Source organism: Curtobacterium sp. MCBD17_035 (assembly GCF_003234815.2).
Lineage (GTDB): Bacteria > Actinomycetota > Actinomycetes > Actinomycetales > Microbacteriaceae > Curtobacterium.
The window spans coordinates 2,450,286-2,466,386 of sequence record NZ_CP126279.1 but is presented as its reverse complement, the minus strand read 5'-3'; the positions used below and the strand labels follow the sequence as shown (position 1 = coordinate 2,466,386).

The following is a 16,101-nucleotide window of genomic DNA, read 5'->3' as shown; positions in this document are numbered from 1 at the left end:
ACGATCGTCGCACGGGGAGCAGGACCGTGCATGCGTCGGGGACGCGCGGTCACGCCTCCCAGACGGGTGCGACGTACCGTCGTCCCCACCCGTCGCGCATGCGGGTGATCGCGCGGTCGAACGCGCCGAGCAGGTCGATGCTCGGGCGGACCATGGCCTGGAGCTGCAGGCCCTCGTAGAGCGCGATGAGTTGCTCCGCGCCGCGAGCCGGCTGCATCGTCTGCGGTTCACGGCCCGCCTCGACGTCGTCGACCAAGCTCTGCTGGATCACCAGGTGGAACTGCCGGTAGCGGTGCTGCAGCATCGGCGCGAGCGCGTGGCCCGGCGTCGCCGCGATGCTGAGGAGCGCGACGAGGAACCGCATGAGCGACGGCTCCGCCGCGTTGTCCGCCATGATCGCCCGCACGAGCCGGATCGTGCCGTGCGACCGCGCGGTCGGGAGGAGCGGGGTCATCCGTGCGCTGTTCCACCGGTCGAGCGTGGCCAGGACCAGACCGTCCCAGGACGGGAAGTGGTGGCGGAGCGCCTCGAGCGTCAGGCCCGCCTCGGCGGCGACCGCCTCGGCCGTCACCTCGTGGAAGGCCGTCGTCTGGAGGACGCGGATCATGCCGTCGATGATCTGGACCCGCGAGTCGGCGGCGATCTGCCGGTCGGCCTGCGCGGCGTCGGAGGCCGTGTGCTGGTCGGTGCCGCGGCTGCCGGGTTCGTCCGTGCCGAACTCGTCGGTGTCGTGCGTCTTGCTACGCAGCGTCCCGAGCGGCAGGTGCAGGTGGCTCTGGATGTCGGTCACGGGCTCCTCGCGGTGTCACCGGGCGGACGCCTCCGGACGGCTCCGCTCGTGCTCCCATTCGACCGCCTCCGCGCGGTCGCCGCCAGGCCCAGAACTGGGGCGGCTGCGCCGGTTCCGCGACGCCCGTCGCGTACCGCTGCGCGGTCTGCTCACGCGACCACGGTCCTCCAACGACGAAGCGGATGACCGGTGTGGACCACCGCGGCCATCCGCTTCGTTCTCGGGGTGAGTAACGGGGCTCGAACCCGCGACCTCCTAGACCACAACCAGGCGCTCTACCAGCTGAGCTATACCCACCATGTCGCGTCCGGGGCGTGGAACGCGGCTCACCGATTGTAGTACACACGGGAGGCCCGGCGAACCACCGCCTGCGGGTCGCGCCCGTCATCCGGCCGGGTCGCGCGCATAGAATCGGCCTCGGCCCGCGCCTGCGAGGGATGCGGTGACGAGCACGACCACGACGGGACTGGCAATGACGGGCACGATCCACGACGACATCACCCAGGCGTTCGGCAACACGCCCCTGGTCCGCCTCAACCGGTTGCCCCGTCCCGGCAGCGCCGAGGTGCTCGCGAAGCTCGAGTTCTACAACCCCGGTGCGAGCATCAAGGACCGACTCGGTGTGGCGATCATCGACGCCGCCGAGGAAGCCGGCGACCTGCAGCCCGGCGGCACGATCGTCGAGGGGTCGAGCGGCAACACCGGCATCGCCCTCGCACTCATCGGAGCAGCGCGGGGCTACCGGGTCGTCATCACGATGCCGGACACCATGAGCATCGAGCGTCGCGCCGTCATGCGTGCCTACGGTGCCGAGATCGTGCTCACGCCCGGGTCGGAGGGCATGAAGGGCGCCGTCGCTCGCGCCGCCCAGATCGTCGACGAGACCCCGGGAGCCGTCCTCGCGCACCAGTTCGAGACGGCCGCGAACGCCGCGATCCACCGGCGGACCACCGCACAGGAGGTCCTCCGCGACACCGACGGCAAGGTCGACGTCTTCGTCGCGGGCGTCGGCACCGGCGGGACGATCACCGGCGTCGGGAACGTGCTCAAGGAGCAGGTGCCGGGCGTGCAGATCGTCGCCGTCGAGCCGGCGGACTCCCCACTGCTCACCAAGGGGACCGCGGGGCCGCACAAGATCCAGGGGATGGGTGCGAACTTCATCCCCGAGGTGCTCGACCGCTCCGTGATCGACGAGGTGTTCGACGTCGAGCTCGACGACGCCCTGCGCGTGGCCCGTGCCCTCGCCACCGACGAGGGCATCCTCGCGGGCATCTCGTCCGGCGCCATCATCCACGCTGCGATCGAGATCGCCGCCCGGCCCGAGAACGCCGGCAAGCGCATCGTCGCGATGGTGTGCGACACCGGCGAGCGGTACCTGTCGACCGTGCTGTTCCAGGACCTGGTTGCGTGACTGACCGTCCCGGAGGCGTCGTTCGGCGCGGCGGGTCCGTGGCTCGGGGTGCGTCTGCGGTTGGTGCGGGTGCTGGTGCGGGTGCTGGTGCGGGTGCTGGTGCTGGTGCTGCTGGTGCTGGTGCTGCTGGTGCTGGTGCTGCGGGTGCGGGCGCTGGTGCTGCGGGCGCTGCGGGTGCGGGGGCTTCCGGTGCTGCGGCTTCCGGTGCGCGGCACCGGTCCGAGGTCCCGGCGCCCGAGGCAGCGGCGGAGACCCCGGGCGTCGCCGTTGACGATTCAGGAAACGGGGTGCTTCCCCGGGCCTCCGGCTCTCGGACCCGCGTCGGCATCCTGAATCGTCTGCGCGAGGACGTGGCCACCGCCCGGCGCAACGACCCCGCGGCGCGCGCCGACGGTGAGGTCGCGGTGCTGTACTCGGGCCTCCACGCCGTGTGGGGGTACCGGATCGCGCGGCGCCTGTGGCGAGCTCGCGGTCTGCCCGGATCGCGTTTCGGGGCGCGGCTGCTGTCGCAGATGGTGCGAACGGCCACCGGGATCGAGATCCATCCGGGCGCGCGCATCGGTCGGCGGTTCTTCATCGACCACGGGATGGGAGTGGTGATCGGCGAGACGGCGGTCATCGGCGACGATGTACTGATGTACCACGGCGTCACCCTCGGCGGGAAGGGCGGCGGCCAGGGGCAACGGCACCCGCGCATCGGCGACCGAGTGATGCTCGGTGCGGGCGCGGTGGTCCTCGGTTCGATCACCGTCGGGTCTGATTCGGTGGTGGGAGCGGGAACGGTCGTGACGCATGACGTGCCTCCCGGCTCGCTGGTCACGGGCCAACCCGGCGTCGCGCGTCCGCGTCGGCGCTGACGGGCTGGCTGCTCGCGGCCGGGGGCCGGTTCCGCTCAGCGGCAGGTGATTGCAGTGCAGCTGGCGAGGGAAGGGCTGCGTGAGCGACGGGAGGGGCCGTGAGGCGGCGAACACGCTCACACGGTGCTTCGCGCGCACCGGATCGTGCCGGCCCTCCGTGTACGGGGCTCGGTATCGCGGCTACCAGGTGGGTGCGGGGAGGGGACCGCTGCGGCGGAGGTGCCACCGTCGCCGAGCACCGGGCGTCTCCCGCACCGCGCGCACCCATGCTGAACGGCGCCCGTGCGAGCGCGTCCTCGAGGCTCGCTCGACGGCGGCGACCACTTGCGGCCAGAGCGTCGCGATCATCCGCGCAGACACCCGAAGCGGGACCAGACCTGACGCGGCGATCGTGAGGTCCTTCCGCCGGTCTCGCTCGAACGTGGCCTCGTGGAAGGCACGACCGTCGATCTCGAGTGCGACAGCACCGTTGACGAGGAGGTCGACGCGTTCGCCGGTCGGGAGAGGAAGTTGGGGACGGACGGCGTGGCCCGCTCGGCGGAGTCTGGTCCTGGCGATGCTCTCCGGGTAACTGTCGCAGCGGGGATCCGCCCAGTCGAGGACGCCGCGAGCGTCTTCCGGGAGCGAGCCGACCGCGGCCAGGACGTCGCCGCGCGTCAGTGCGCCGGAGTGCATGGCCCAGTCGAGCAGTGCAACGGCCTCGTCGAACGGTGCGTCCACGATCGCACGGGCGAGTGCGTCACGAGGATGGACTGCCCACTCCGAGCCGCGGTCCTGCACCCGCGGCGGGTCGTACACGACGCGGACGCCACGTCGGGGCCGGAGACGGGCGGCGTTCCGCGGAACGGAGACCGTGATCGGCGCCGGTGTGCGGCGCCCGTCAGCGCTCCATGGCAGCAGCGGGGCCAGTGCGATGAAGCCGGTGAGCCGGCCCCCGACGCGGACGGCGACGAACCGTGGGTCCTCGGGCGCCCAGGTCGAGTACCACCCGCGGCGCGGGCGGCGGACGGTGCCGGTCCTGACGGCAGCGGTCAACTGTCGGTCGCGCACTCCTGCGCCGACCAGGTCGCGTCGGTGCAGGAGCCCGCCCGCCGCGGAGACGAGGTGTTGGACGTGGTTCATCTCGTCGATGGTGCCGGGTCGCCTCGGCTTCGTGCTCGCTCCCGGAGGAACCCGGGGACGACCGCCCTGTCGACGATGCTGTGGAGGGGGCACAGAGTGCGGGCTTCGTTGCTCGCTCAGGAACGGGCCTCCCGGTTCCGGCCGTTCCGGCGGTCTGGAGGCCGTTTTCCTGACTTGTCGACGATGAGATCGGCTGGCCGGCTGGCCGGCTGACTCGCGGCCCGGCCGGGCCGCCCGGCCGGGCGAGCGGCGATGGCGGCGGGGCGAGCGGCGATGGCGGCGGGGCGGGGTGGTGGCGGCCGTTGTGCGGGCACGCGAGGACGGTGTGACGGGCGGGCACAGTGTCCGGGGCTGTCGGCCGGTCCGGCTGTCGGCCGGTCCGGCGGGAGACGGCGCGAGCAGGCGGGGCTGCGACTCCAGAGCGCGGGTGAGCGATGGAGGAACGTCGCGAAGGGCCGGGCCAGCGTCGGTGGTGTGCGGCAGGGTCGGGGCATGGACGGGCCCGGACTGCACGCGACGGCATTGCGCGTCGCCGCGGGGCTGCCGGCCGTGACGCAGGGGCAGCCGTTCGGCGAGGGAGCTGAGGTCTTCAAGGTCGTCGGCAAGGTGTTCGCCATCGTCAGCGAGCTCCGCGGCACTCCGATCGTCTCCCTGAAATGCCGGCCGCCACACGCAGCGGCGCTCGTTCGGGATCATCCGGAGATCACGCCCGGGTACCACCTGAACAAGCAGCACTGGATCACGGTCGCGCCGGGTGCGGGGGTCGACGAGGTCCTGGTGGAGGATCTGGTCGGCAGCTCGTACGACCTCGTGGTCGTCGGGTTGCCTCGGCATCGGCGGCCGCTGGACCCCTGGCGCCGCGGGGACGTCGGGGACCTGCGGCCAGCTCCCGACAGCGCGGGATGAACCGAGTCGCGTCGGGCGTCGGCTCCCGAGTGGGCGGGCGGGTCCTCCGTGCGTTCGTGACCGTGCCGTCGTGACCGTGCCGTCGTGACCGCACGTCAGAGCGAGGCCGGGACCCCCGAGAGCACCTTCCGGGCGACCGCCTCGATCTTGTACGGGAGCCCGCGGCCGCCCTCGAGGAGCACGACCGCCTGATCCCGCCCGAGGCCGGCGAACACATCCGCGACCGTGATGCCGTGTGCAGGCCGGTCGAAGCGCTCGATCCGATCACCGACTTGGACGGCTCCGGACCGGACCACGCGCAGGTAGGCGCCGGTGCGGTTGGCGTCCGTGAAGGTCCGCACCCACTTGTCCACCTTCATGCGGCGAGCGAACGTCGCGCACGGGACCCGCGGCAGCGTCACCTCGAGCACGAGACCATCGCCGACCCGCCAGCGCTCGCCGACCACGGCGGTGCTGACCTCGATCCCGCTCGTCCGGAGGTTCTCACCGAACAGGCCAGGCTCCACCGGACGCCCGAGCACCGTACTGAAGTAGGCCGCGTCCTCGTCCGCGTACGCGTAGACGGCCTGGTCTTCGCCGCCGTGGTGCTTGCGGTTCGCCTGGACGTCGCCCTGGAGGCCGAGTGGACGCACCCGCAACGGATCGGTCACCGGCCGCTTGTCGATCGCGGTCACCCCGACCGTCCCGGAGTCCGGGATGAGCTGGTGCACGCGGCAGACGGCCGTGACGAAGGGCATGTCGCCATCGTTCCGCCATCCGGGCTCACGATCAACCTCACGGCGTTGCCGACGCCGCCGGCAGGGCAGGCGTTGCCCACGCCGCGGACAGAGCGGGCGTGGCTGTGGCTGTGGCTGTGGCTGTGGCTGTGGCTGTTGCCGTGGCAGTCGGCAGGGAAGGCGTCGGCGCCCGCGTGCGTGCTCGCGCTGTCGGCGTGCCTGCAACGCTGTCGGCGTGCCTGGAAACCGGCGACGCTGGCTCCCGTCGTCTCCGCGGCGCACGCGGCCCGCGCTCCGGTCAGCTGACTCGACTGGACGCCGGAGCGACCGCTCGCGCCCGACCCCGGCTCCGGACCCCGCTCGTGCCGCGGCCCCGATTCCGGTCCGCGACCTCGAGCGTCACGACGATCGCCGCCAACAGGATGGCGGTCAGCACCATCGAGAGCTGCGGGAGGAACGCGCTGAAGCCGGCTGCCAGGGTGAGGACGACCACGAGGGCGCTGGTGGGCCTCCCGAGCGTCGGCCGGAGCGCGAGCGCCCAGACGGCGAGCACGAACGCGGCGACCGGCACCGAGATGGTCGCGGCGGCCGCAGCTGGAGCGAGGCGCGCAGTGCCTTCGCTGGCGGCGATCGCACCTCGATCCCGGCGGGCATCGCGGCGGCGGCAGCGAACACGACGTAGTGACCGTAGCCGAAGGCCAGAGCCCTCGGCAGTGAGGTGATCCGGTCGTGCTGGCTGCGCGCGAAGGAGATCCACCACATCGCCGCCACGATGACGAGACCCGCGCCGGCCAGGGCCAGCAGGGGCCCGATGCGCTCCGACGCCGCCAAGGCCCCGATCACCGCGTTGGCGCTCGCGACCAGGCCCTCGCCCAGGACGATGAGCGTGAAGAGGCTGTATCGCTCCGCGATGTGCCGGGTGTGCCACGGGGTGGTGTCCGTGCGCTCCGCGACGACGGGGACGGCGAGCTCGGCGACGACGAGCAGGAGGAACGTCAGGGTCGACGCGAGATCGGCCAACACCGTGACGCGGAGGACCCAGAGCACCTGCACCACGGTGATCCCGACGGCGTACTCGAGCGCGGTGCGGCGGTACCGCGTGTGCGCCGACGCCGCCCGGAGCCACTGACTCACCATGGCGAGGCGCATCACCACGTAGCCCATCGTGGCGACGAAGTCGTCACCGTGCTCGATCGCCGGTCCGATGCCGGCCGCCAGGACGAGCACGCCGGCCATCTGCACGAACGTGGTGACGCGGTAGAGCCAGTCGTCCGTGTCGAACGAGGTGGCGAACCACGTGAAGTTGACCCAGGCCCACCAGATCGCGAAGAACACGAGGACGTAGCCGGTGACTGCGTCCGCGAGGTGACCACGCACCTCGAGGTGATGCAGGTCCGTCGCCGCGAAGGACACCGCGACGACGAACACGAGGTCGAAAAACAGCTCCAGCGGACTGGCTGCTCGGTGGGCTTCGGCCGGGTCACGGGGCACCATCCGCCGCAGGCCGGCGGCAGGCCACCGTCGCGTCGGGCTGTTCGGGATCGTCACGGTGTCATAGTGGCAGCGCCGGGGGCGGTGCAGGGGTGGCGGAACGTGCCGCCGTGGACACCGCGGCACGGCGACGACCTGTGGAGGGAGCGCCGTAACATCCGCCCGCCAGGAGGACCGGCTCGCGTCAAGCCCGGGAGGTCGCCGCCGGCACTGCGGCGAGCGCCTCGCCGGAGACGGTGTCACTCAAGGTCCCGCCGCCAGCCCGGCCGCTCGCGGTCCCGCCGCCGGCCCCGCCGCTCGCGGCCCCGCCGCTGGCTGCGTGCGCGGAGGGCGCGGAGTGCACCGACCCAGTTGGCGCGGCGGAACGACCGGAGGGCGCGGGCAGGGGCTCGACCTGTGCGACCCGCTCGAGCGCGTCGAGTGCCCCCGCGATGGCACGCAGGTCGCCGTCGTCGAGATCAGCGAGCAGCTGCGACACGATGCCCGCGCGCTCGTGGCGTGCCTCGTGCACGGCTGCGACACCCGCGGGGGTGGCCGTGATGACGGACGCGCGGCCGTCGAGTGGATCCGTGACCCGTTCGATGAGCCCGCGCGCGTCGAGGTCGCTGAGCACCCGCGTCATCGTCGGCTTCGTGACGACCTCGTGTCGGGCGAGATCGCCGGGCCGCAGCGGAGCGAGCCGCACGATCGTCGACAGTGCCGACACCAGGCCGTAGCTCAACGCGCCGGTGCCGGGCCGTGCCCTCCGATTGATGCGTCCGACCGCCACAGCCAGGCGCGCGGCGACGTCGCCGCGGTCGATCGGGGTCTCGGTCATGCACGCGCTCCGTCGGTCACCGGGTCCTTGGTCGTGGCGATGGTACCGGTGTCGCCGTCGGCGTGCACGTATCGCTTGCCTCGGATGAGCGAGGCGACGGCGGCCACGACGGACATGATCGCGGCGGCGGCGAAGACCACGACGAGTCCGTGGTGGAACGGCCCGGAGATGAGCTGCGGGAAGAACTCCTTGCCCGTGAGGGTCGCGGCGTCGACGCCCGGACGATGCAGCACCCCGGACGGCCCGAGCAGGTTGCCGATCGGGTTGTACCCGAGGAACGCAGCGAACAGCGAGCCCACGGGCGGGGTCTGGCCGATCTGCTCCGCCACCGTCGAGGGCACGCCGTGGGCGCTGAGGCCCCGCGTGAGCGTCCCCGGCAGCGTGGTCGACAGTCCGGCGATCATGAGCGAGAAGAAGATGCCGATGGACAGCGAGGTCCCGGCGTTCTGCACGGTGCCCGCCATGCCGGACGCCGCACCGCGCTGGTGCTTCGGCACGCTGTTCATGATCGCGCTGCGGTTCGGGGCGCCGAACATGCCCGAGCCCAAACCGCTCAGACCGGTGATGATCGCGAAGAGCCAGTACGGGAAGTCGACCGGGATGAGCAGGAGCGCGACGAAGGTCCCGGCGACCACGACGAGTCCGGTGGTGGCGAAGGCACGTGCGCCGAACCGGTCGGACAGGGTCCCCGAGAGCGGCCCCGCGATGAGGAAGCCGATGGTGATCGGCAGCATGTAGATGCCGGCCCAGAGCGGCGTGTCCTCGTAGGAGTAGCCGTGCAGCGGCAGCCAGATGCCCTGCAGCCAGATGATGAGCATGAACTGCAGGCCGCCGCGACCGACCGAGGCGAGCAGACCAGCGAGGTTCGCCATCGCGAACGCGCGGATGCGGAACAGCCCGAGGTCGAACATCGGCTGGGCGGATCGGAGCTCGATGACGACGAACGCGATGAGCATGAGCACGCCGAGACCGATCGCTCCGTCGACCCAGGGGTTGGTCCACCCGGTCGCGCTGTTCCCGTAGGGCTGGATCCCGTACGTGATGCCCGCGAGGACCGCGGTGAGTCCGGCGGCGAACGTGAGGTTGCCCGGGATGTCCAGTCGCCCGGGGCTCTTCGTCCCCACCTCGTGCAGCGACTTGTAGGACCAGATGGTGCCGATGATGCCGATCGGGACGCTCACGAAGAAGACCGCCCGCCAGTCGACCACGGCGAGCAGACCGCCGACGATGAGGCCGATGAACGACCCTGCGATCGCCGCCACCTGGTTGATGCCGAGCGCCATGCCGCGCCGGTGCGCCGGGAACGCGTCGGTGATGATCGCCGTCGAGTTGGCGAACAGCATCGCACCGCCCACACCCTGCACGAGTCGCCAGATGATGAGCCACATGGCTCCGGATCCGCCGGTCCAGGGGTCGAGCGCCAATGCCACGGACCCGAGCGAGAACACGACGAACCCGAGGTTGTAGATGCGGACCCGGCCCAGCATGTCGCCGAGTCGCCCGAATCCGACCACGAGGACGGCGGTCACGAGCATGTAGCCCATGAGCATCCAGAGCAGGTAGCTCACGTTCCCCGCGCCGAGCGGGTTCAACCGGATGCCCTTGAAGATCGCGGGCAGCGAGATGATCACGATCGACGAGTTGATGGTCGCCATGAGCATGCCGAGCGTGGTGTTGCTCAGCGCGATCCACTTGTAGTGGGGGTGGTCCTTGGTGAACAGGGCCGGGCGGGCTGTGGTCAACGTGCTGCCTCCGACACGATTGGTTAGCTGTTGTGAACCAATCATACGGCCGGGAGGACCGGGTGGGCCCCCGAGGCGACGTCACCTCGAGCAACCGTCACGCAGGGAGCAGATGCACCGCCTCGGTCGCGAGTTCGGCCGCGATCGCGTCTTCTGCGGCCGTCGCCGCCCGGAGAGCGCGCAACTGCTCCGTCATCCCCGCCCAGTCCACGAGCCGATCGAGGTCCCGTAAGCGGAGGCGGAAGGCCAGTCCGTCCATCGTGTCGCGACACACCCGCACCAGCGAGGCGTTGCCGCAGGCGTCGACGAACATCCCGAACAGGGCCAGCGCGTCACGGTTCGCCCCGAGGACGTCGTGGTTCGCCATCTCGACGATCGTCGTGTCGAGGGCGGCGAGCACCCGAGCACGTTCCTCGCCGGACAGACGTGGCACCGCGAGACGCACCACACCACCGAGGAGCACCCCCAAGGTCTGGAGGGCCTCGATCACCTGGGTGGGATCCGGCCGCGTCACGCGGGTGTAGCGGTTCGGCGCCATCTCGACGAGACCGGCGCGAGCGAGCTGACTCAGGGCCTCCCGGATGGGGGTGCGGGACACACCGAGCCAGGCGATCAGGTCCTCGTCGTTCAGGCGCTCGCCCGGCTCGAGAGTGCCGTCCATGATGGCCTCGTGGATGCGGTCGCGGACGGTGTCGCGGAGGAGCCGGTGATGCGCGGGCGGCGTCACGGGAACGGGCATGGCGGATCTCCCTCGTCGGGTTCGAGTACCGCGATGCTACCTGATATGTGACGTGGCGGATGCTGATGTCACCCGCCGAGCAGGTCCAGCGTCACCCGGTCCTCCTCGCCGCCGTACCAACGGTCCAGCACGGCGCGGAACGGTGCCGCGTCCTCCGCCACGTGCGCGAACAGCGTCATCGAGGACCGGAGCTTCACCGCGTCGATCTCACCGAGCAGCGCGATCGCGTCGCGGGCGGGCGCTTCTGCGACGACGGTCGCCGCGGTGCGCAGGCGTGGACCGAGGACGGCATGCGTGAGGTAGGCCCGTGCCTCCCGCTGCGAACCGATGGCGAACCGCACGGCCGTCGCGCTCTTGCCGAGGCCAGCGATCTGCGGGAACACGAACCACATCCAGTGCGAGCGCTTGCGGCCCGCGCGGAGTTCGGCGAGCGCCTGCTCGAAGACGCCGGCCTGCGCGCGCCTGAAGCGCTCGAGGTCGAAGGGGTCGGCATCCTCGTCGGTGGTGCTCATCGGACGAGGCCTCCCCATGCGTACTCGACGTCGACGCCGTCCCCGACGAGCAGACGGTCGGGCACGCGGTCGAGCAGACGGGGGAACCCGACGACGTCGGGCAGGTCGCCGCGGAGTTCCTCTGCCCGGGCGGCACGCAGCTGCCAGGGAGCGTGCGAGCGCCGCCACCACGACGTGACGCCGAGGTGGCGGGCGTGGACACCCGGGCGGTGCGTGAGAGCGACCGACAGCGCGTCCGGCGTGACCCCTCCGGCAGCACGGACCCGGACCGACGCTGACGCGCCGCCGTGCCGTCGGCGGGTGCGGTGGGCGAGGACGTCCCCGTCGCGCCGTGATCCCGCTCGCGCTGCCGTGTAGGGCACGCCGATCCCGATGCGCGCTGCGAGCACGGCCGGCACGTGTTGCGTGTCCACGGTCAGGTAGGTCGTTCCGTGTCGACCGGCGTCGTCGACGGTGGGCACCTCGACGGTGATCTCCGTCAGGCGACCGAGCGGCCCGGGCGGCGGCAGCGGCGGCACCGTGGTCCGGCGGAACTCGTACGCCGTCAGTGACACCCATGCGCTTCCGTCGATCCGGTCCGGCTCGGTCCGCGGTGGCACGAGGCTGGCCACCGTGTCCGCGTCCACCCGCCAGGACGCGAACACCACGTCCGCCCAGCGGTGCGCGGTGACGGCTCGGTGCGGGAGCGGCGCGGCCGTCTGCGCCACGAGGATGTCGGCGAGGGCGTCGAGCTCCTGGGGTCCGTTCGTCATGGCCTGCTGTCCATGCCGACGCGGAGGCCCCACCGCACGAGGGGCACCTGCAGCGGGAGGCGCAGCAGGGCCGCCACGCGCATCCGTCGCTGCGAGCGCGGGTCGTCGAGCAGGTCACGCGCCATCTTGAGGTTCGCGGGGAAGACCGCGACGAAGAGCGCGGCAGCCGCGAATCCGCCGATCCGCCGGGTGCGTGGCACCGCCAGCGCCGCCGCCACCGCCACCTCGGCGACGCCCGAACCGATCGTCGTCGCACGAGTCGGCAAGGCCTCCGGCACGATCCCGTCGTACACACGGGGACGGAGGAAGTGGGTCACGCCAGCCCCGGTGAACAGGATCGCGAGTCCGCGAGCCGTCGTGGCCGCGCGGCGCGCGCGTCGTGTTCGTCGCATCAGGCCATCCTGGACCGGTCGGCTGTGCTGCATCGGCATTCGAATCCGCCCGTGCGAGCGGGGCGGCCGGAGCGAGCGGGGCGGCCCGAGCGACCGGGGCGGCCGGGGCCGCCGGGGCGCCCGGAAGGCCCGGATTCCGCTGCGCGGGTCACGTCAGCGCTGTCGCCACGAGGTCGAGCACCACATGGGCGATCTCGGCCTTCGATCCCGACGCCTCGCGCACCACGTCGCCTCCGGCAGCCAGGACCTCGACGGCGTTGTGGCCACGCTCGAACCCGTGGTCCCAGCCGACCCGGTTCACCACGAGCAGATCAGCGGGCTTGCGGCCCAGCTTGTCGCGGGCCAGGTCCAGGCGAGCGGCGCGGTCGGGCTCGGTCTCGGCCGCGAACCCGACGACGAGCTGGCCCGCACGGCGCGCCGCCACGAGGTCGGCGAGGACGTCGGGGTTCCGGACGAGTTCGAGCGTCAGGTGGTCGCCCGCGTCCTCTTTCTTGAGCTTCGATGGTCGGACCTCGGCCGGACGGAAGTCGGCGACGGCCGCCGTCATCACGACGACGTCAGCGGCCACCGCGGCGGCGTGGACGGCATCGGCGAGCTCGAGCGCGGTGCCCACCCGGATGACCTCGACCGGGAGTGCATCGGGCGCGTCGTCCATGGCCGCGAGCACCGCGTCCTCGATGTTCGCCGCCACGAGGGTCACGACGGCTCCCCGGCGGGCTGCCTCGGCCGCGATCGCGACTCCCTGCCGCCCGCTCGAGCGGTTGCCGATGTACCGCACGGGGTCAACCGGCTCACGGGTGCCGCCCGCACTCACCACGACGTGGTTGCCCGACAGGTCCCCGCGTCGGGCGTCGGGGTGCACCGCGGTCTCGGGCGCGGTGGTCGACTCGTCGACATGGGGGACGGGAGCGGTCGGTGTCCACCCGTGGCGGGCCTCCCGGCTGTCGGCCGCGGTGGTGACCGTCGTCGCAGCGGACGACTCGTCGCGTCCACCCGTTCCGCTCGCGGGCAGGACGGCGAGCGCTGCCGCGAAGATGGCGTCGGGCTCGCTCATGCGCCCGATCCCCGAGTCCTCGCCGGTGAGCGGCCCGTCCTCCGGACCGACGACGTGGACGCCCCGCTCCCGCAGGGTGGCGACCGACGCGCGGGTTGCGGGGTGGTCCCACATCTGCGGGTGCATCGCTGGCGCCACGACGACCGGTGCTGTCGTCGCGAGCAGGGTCGTTCCGAGCAGGTCTCCGGCCAGTCCCGCCGCGGTCCGTGCCAGGAAGTCGGCCGTGGCCGGTGCGACGACGACGAGGTCCGCGCGGCGCCCGAGCGCGACGTGGCGGACCTCCGCGACCTCCTCGAACACGCTCGTCGACACGGGGTTACGGCTGATGGCCTCGAGTGTGGGCAGTCCGACGAAGCGCAGTGCTCCTTCGGTCGGGACCACGTGGACGTCGTGTCCGAGCCGTACGAACGCCCGCACGACTCCGACGGCCTTGTACGCCGCGATGCCGCCGGTGATGCCCACGACGATCGTCCGGCGCTGCTCGGACTGTGACACGGTCGACCTCCGCTCCGGCGGGGCCGATCCCCGCCCGGCCGACGGTACCAGCGGGCAGGGAGCGGCAGGCCGTCCTCCACAACGCATCGCTCTCTCCACAGTGCGCGCTGTTTCACGCGTCCGCTGAGCCTGGGCAGGGGCGTTCGGGCGCCATCGCGTCCACATGCTGCTCGACGTCGAGGCGCGTCCACAGGTGGGCAGGCGAGCCCCGGACGTCGTGCGGCGGGTGCGATGATCGACGCATGTGCACCGTCGTCGTCCGGGTCGAACCCGACACCGCGTGGCCGGTCACCCTGCTCGCACTGCGAGACGAGGACCCGTCCCGTCCCTGGGACCCCCCACGCGCCTGGTGGCAGGACCGCGGCGACGACGTGGTCGGTGTCCGGGATCGGACGGCAGGGGGCGCGTGGCTCGCAGCGTCCGCTCCTCGCCGAGCCCTCGCGGTCGTCCTCAACCGCGCCGAGCCCGTGCCCGCGACGGACGGCGGTTGGGCGACGCGGGGGTGGCTTCCGCTCGACGCCGTCACGGGGGCCACCCGGGCGAGCGAGCGGCCGACCGAGCGCTCCTACAACCTGGTCCACGCAACGCCGCAGGGGGTGCGCGTGACGTCGTGGGATGGTACGCGCGTCCTCACGCGAGGACTCGGACCGGGCGTCCACGTCGTGACGGAAGGCGCTCCGGACGACGTCGCGCTCCCACGGATCGCTCGGTGGCTCGATCCCTTCCGCCACGCATCGGCTCCGGTCGGACCGCCACCGTCGATCGAGCCACTCCTCGCGGCGGAGGCGCCGACGACGGGGCTCGGGGCCGATTGGGAGGACTGGTTCGCCGTGCTCCGTTCGGGTGCCGACGTCGCGCCGGACCGACCGGACGCGATCCTCCGTGACGATCTCCGTGCCGACGGCCGATTCGCGACCCTGTCGGTCGTCGCCGCGGCCGTCGGACCGTCCGGCGTGGTCCTCGAGCACGCGCGGTTGGCGACGCCCGGGAGGCTCGGCACGCGTTCCTGATGCTCCCGCGCCTTCCCGTCGCATCGCGGAATTCTGGCGTACTGAACCGGTTGTAGGATCATGCAAACGCATTGATCCGTCTGGAGGACTTCATGGGTGGCAGCGCATTTGGCAACATCAGCGGTGGTGGCGCGGGACCCGGGCGTCCGGTCGACGTCCCGCCCGCGGCGCCGGACCGGGTCGGAGCGGTCCAGCTCGGGCTCGACACGTTCGGTGACGTGACCGAGACGACCGCGGGTGTCCGTCTGACCCAGGCCCAGAGCATCCGCAACGTGGTTGAGCAGGCGGTCCTCGCCGACCAGGTGGGCATTGACTTCATCGGGGTCGGTGAACACCACCGCGTCGACTTCGCCGTCAGCGCACCCGAGGTCGTCCTGGCGGCCATCGCCGCGCGCACCGAACGGATCCACATGGGTTCCGCGGTCACGGTGCTGAGCTCAGACGACCCGGTGCGGGTCTACGAGCGGTTCGCGACCGTCGACGCGCTGTCCAACGGGCGCGCCGAGGTCGTGCTCGGCCGCGGGTCCTTCACCGAGTCGTTCCCGCTCTTCGGATTCGACCTCGCAGACTACGAGACCCTCTTCGAGGAGAAGCTCGAGCTCTTCGCCGAGGTCCTCAAAGAGGGACCGGTCAGCTGGTCCGGCACGAAGCGCGCCCCGCTCCACGAGCAAGAGGTCTGGCCGAAGACCGAACACGGCCGCATCCCGACGTGGATCGGAGTCGGGGGTTCGCCGCAGTCCGTGATCCGGGCGGCGAGCTACGGGTTCCCGCTGTTCCTCGCGATCATCGGCGGTCAGCCCGCTCAGTTCGCACCGTTCTCGCGCCTCTACCGACAGGCGCTCGACCAGTTCGAGCTCCCGCAGCAGCCGATCGCCATGCACTCGCCAGGGTTCGTCGCAGCGACGGACGACGAGGCGGCCGAGCTGTTCTACCCGTACCACAAGGACGTCACGGATCGGCTCGGACGCGAGCGCGGGTGGCCGCCCTTCGACGAGTCGCAGTACCGCGCTGGCCTGTCGGCGGGCGGTTCCCTCTACGTGGGATCGCCCGAGACGGTCGCGAAGAAGATCGCGCGAAACATGCGCATCCTCGGGGTCTCGCGCTTCGATCTCCGTTACAGCACCGGTCGACTCCCGCACGAACACATGATGCGGTCGATCGAGCTGTACGGCACGAAGGTCAAGCCGCTCGTCGAGGAGATGCTCGCTGAGGAGGTCCCCGCGGTCTGACCGAGGCGCCACGGGCCTCCCTGAAATGGTGATCCGTGACCAAACCCGGAGGCGGAGGGCACCGAA

At 71.8% G+C, this 16,101-nt stretch carries 18 protein-coding genes and 1 tRNA gene; 7 read left to right on the top strand and 12 right to left on the bottom strand.

Features of this window, described 5'->3' with window-relative positions; translation table 11 throughout:
* Positions 1-49: 49 nt before the first annotated feature.
* Together DEI93_RS11670 and DEI93_RS11665 are read right to left on the bottom strand one after the other, a co-directional pair.
* Complete coding sequence (locus DEI93_RS11670) at positions 50-790, bottom strand: TetR family transcriptional regulator C-terminal domain-containing protein (RefSeq protein WP_111011626.1); 741 nt, start codon at positions 788-790, stop codon at positions 50-52.
* A gap of 224 nt (positions 791-1,014) precedes the next feature.
* Positions 1,015-1,087: transfer RNA gene (locus tag DEI93_RS11665), tRNA-His, on the bottom strand.
* A 175-nt stretch (positions 1,088-1,262) separates the two neighbouring features.
* On the opposite strand from DEI93_RS11665, the gene cysK reads away from it, so the two are divergent.
* The 3 genes from cysK to epsC are packed head-to-tail and all read left to right on the top strand — an operon-like array spanning position 1,263 to position 3,058.
* Entirely contained in the window at positions 1,263-2,201 is a 939-nt protein-coding gene (gene cysK / locus DEI93_RS11660; RefSeq protein ID WP_111027591.1) for a cysteine synthase A, read from the top strand.
* Between the two features lie 60 nt (positions 2,202-2,261).
* Positions 2,262-2,534 carry a hypothetical protein gene (locus DEI93_RS11655; RefSeq protein WP_284158425.1) on the top strand — a complete coding sequence of 91 codons (273 nt, stop codon included), beginning with the start codon at positions 2,262-2,264 and terminating at the stop codon, positions 2,532-2,534.
* Between the two features lie 17 nt (positions 2,535-2,551).
* Positions 2,552-3,058, top strand: a complete 507-nt coding sequence (gene epsC / locus DEI93_RS11650; protein WP_258370234.1) for a serine O-acetyltransferase EpsC — start codon at positions 2,552-2,554, stop codon at positions 3,056-3,058.
* Between the two features lie 180 nt (positions 3,059-3,238).
* On the opposite strand, the gene DEI93_RS11645 is transcribed toward epsC, so the two are convergent.
* Positions 3,239-4,180: a putative endonuclease domain-containing protein gene (locus DEI93_RS11645; RefSeq protein WP_111120625.1), complete on the bottom strand. Its 942-nt coding sequence runs from the start codon at positions 4,178-4,180 to the stop codon at positions 3,239-3,241.
* Between the two features lie 492 nt (positions 4,181-4,672).
* Between DEI93_RS11645 and DEI93_RS11640 the strand changes: the two genes are divergently transcribed.
* Positions 4,673-5,086: an MmcQ/YjbR family DNA-binding protein gene (locus DEI93_RS11640; RefSeq protein ID WP_111120638.1), complete on the top strand. Its 414-nt coding sequence runs from the start codon at positions 4,673-4,675 to the stop codon at positions 5,084-5,086.
* A gap of 95 nt (positions 5,087-5,181) precedes the next feature.
* On the opposite strand, the gene DEI93_RS11635 is transcribed toward DEI93_RS11640, so the two are convergent.
* Entirely contained in the window at positions 5,182-5,823 is a 642-nt protein-coding gene (locus DEI93_RS11635; protein ID WP_111120626.1) for an MOSC domain-containing protein, read from the bottom strand.
* Between DEI93_RS11635 and DEI93_RS11630 the strand changes: the two genes are divergently transcribed.
* Positions 5,791-6,108, top strand: a complete 318-nt coding sequence (locus DEI93_RS11630; RefSeq protein WP_146244481.1) for a hypothetical protein — start codon at positions 5,791-5,793, stop codon at positions 6,106-6,108. The genes DEI93_RS11635 and DEI93_RS11630 overlap by 33 nt on opposite strands.
* A 123-nt stretch (positions 6,109-6,231) precedes the next feature.
* Here the strand turns inward: DEI93_RS11630 and DEI93_RS11625 are convergent, their stop codons facing one another.
* From DEI93_RS11625 to DEI93_RS11590, 8 genes are all read right to left on the bottom strand, one after another.
* Positions 6,232-7,350, bottom strand: a complete 1,119-nt coding sequence (locus DEI93_RS11625) for a low temperature requirement protein A (protein ID WP_258372355.1) — start codon at positions 7,348-7,350, stop codon at positions 6,232-6,234.
* Between the two features lie 127 nt (positions 7,351-7,477).
* Positions 7,478-8,110 carry a MarR family winged helix-turn-helix transcriptional regulator gene (locus DEI93_RS11620; RefSeq protein ID WP_111120627.1) on the bottom strand — a complete coding sequence of 211 codons (633 nt, stop codon included), beginning with the start codon at positions 8,108-8,110 and terminating at the stop codon, positions 7,478-7,480.
* Positions 8,107-9,852: an MFS transporter gene (locus DEI93_RS11615; protein WP_258372356.1), complete on the bottom strand. Its 1,746-nt coding sequence runs from the start codon at positions 9,850-9,852 to the stop codon at positions 8,107-8,109. Before DEI93_RS11615 ends, DEI93_RS11620 begins: the two co-directional genes overlap by 4 nt.
* A 97-nt stretch (positions 9,853-9,949) precedes the next feature.
* Positions 9,950-10,591: a GntR family transcriptional regulator gene (locus DEI93_RS11610; protein WP_111011617.1), complete on the bottom strand. Its 642-nt coding sequence runs from the start codon at positions 10,589-10,591 to the stop codon at positions 9,950-9,952.
* Positions 10,592-10,659: 68 nt separating this feature from the next.
* Positions 10,660-11,103: a DUF1810 domain-containing protein gene (locus DEI93_RS11605; RefSeq protein WP_111027597.1), complete on the bottom strand. Its 444-nt coding sequence runs from the start codon at positions 11,101-11,103 to the stop codon at positions 10,660-10,662.
* Positions 11,100-11,855 carry a DUF2071 domain-containing protein gene (locus DEI93_RS11600; protein ID WP_111011615.1) on the bottom strand — a complete coding sequence of 252 codons (756 nt, stop codon included), beginning with the start codon at positions 11,853-11,855 and terminating at the stop codon, positions 11,100-11,102. Before DEI93_RS11600 ends, DEI93_RS11605 begins: the two co-directional genes overlap by 4 nt.
* On the bottom strand, positions 11,852-12,247 hold the full coding sequence (locus tag DEI93_RS11595; RefSeq protein ID WP_111120639.1) for a DoxX-related protein: 396 nt from the start codon (positions 12,245-12,247) through the stop codon (positions 11,852-11,854). The genes DEI93_RS11600 and DEI93_RS11595 overlap by 4 nt, the downstream gene beginning before the upstream one ends.
* A gap of 148 nt (positions 12,248-12,395) precedes the next feature.
* The gene (locus DEI93_RS11590; RefSeq protein WP_258372357.1) at positions 12,396-13,796 is read right to left on the bottom strand and encodes a bifunctional phosphopantothenoylcysteine decarboxylase/phosphopantothenate synthase; all 1,401 of its coding nucleotides are present in this window, start codon (positions 13,794-13,796) and stop codon (positions 12,396-12,398) included.
* A 242-nt stretch (positions 13,797-14,038) separates the two neighbouring features.
* Here DEI93_RS11590 and DEI93_RS11585 point away from each other — a divergent pair, with 242 nt between their 5' ends.
* Both DEI93_RS11585 and DEI93_RS11580 read left to right on the top strand, forming a co-directional pair.
* Positions 14,039-14,806 carry an NRDE family protein gene (locus DEI93_RS11585; protein WP_111120630.1) on the top strand — a complete coding sequence of 256 codons (768 nt, stop codon included), beginning with the start codon at positions 14,039-14,041 and terminating at the stop codon, positions 14,804-14,806.
* A 71-nt stretch (positions 14,807-14,877) separates the two neighbouring features.
* Positions 14,878-16,035, top strand: a complete 1,158-nt coding sequence (locus DEI93_RS11580; RefSeq protein WP_258372358.1) for an LLM class flavin-dependent oxidoreductase — start codon at positions 14,878-14,880, stop codon at positions 16,033-16,035.
* Positions 16,036-16,101 lie beyond the last annotated feature (66 nt).

Bases quoted from the DNA above. Each gene is read 5' to 3' on its own strand.
- DEI93_RS11640 (WP_111120638.1), top strand. From the start codon at position 4,673: ATGGACGGGCCCGGACTGCACGCGACGGCATTGCGCGTCGCCGCGGGG.
- DEI93_RS11620 (WP_111120627.1), bottom strand. From the start codon at position 8,110: ATGACCGAGACCCCGATCGACCGCGGCGACGTCGCCGCGCGCCTGGCT.
- DEI93_RS11585 (WP_111120630.1), top strand. From the start codon at position 14,039: ATGTGCACCGTCGTCGTCCGGGTCGAACCCGACACCGCGTGGCCGGTC.
- DEI93_RS11600 (WP_111011615.1), bottom strand. From the start codon at position 11,855: ATGACGAACGGACCCCAGGAGCTCGACGCCCTCGCCGACATCCTCGTG.
- DEI93_RS11605 (WP_111027597.1), bottom strand. From the start codon at position 11,103: ATGAGCACCACCGACGAGGATGCCGACCCCTTCGACCTCGAGCGCTTC.
- DEI93_RS11645 (WP_111120625.1), bottom strand. From the start codon at position 4,180: ATGAACCACGTCCAACACCTCGTCTCCGCGGCGGGCGGGCTCCTGCAC.
- DEI93_RS11610 (WP_111011617.1), bottom strand. From the start codon at position 10,591: ATGCCCGTTCCCGTGACGCCGCCCGCGCATCACCGGCTCCTCCGCGAC.
- cysK (WP_111027591.1), top strand. From the start codon at position 1,263: ATGACGGGCACGATCCACGACGACATCACCCAGGCGTTCGGCAACACG.
- DEI93_RS11595 (WP_111120639.1), bottom strand. From the start codon at position 12,247: ATGCGACGAACACGACGCGCGCGCCGCGCGGCCACGACGGCTCGCGGA.
- DEI93_RS11635 (WP_111120626.1), bottom strand. From the start codon at position 5,823: ATGCCCTTCGTCACGGCCGTCTGCCGCGTGCACCAGCTCATCCCGGAC.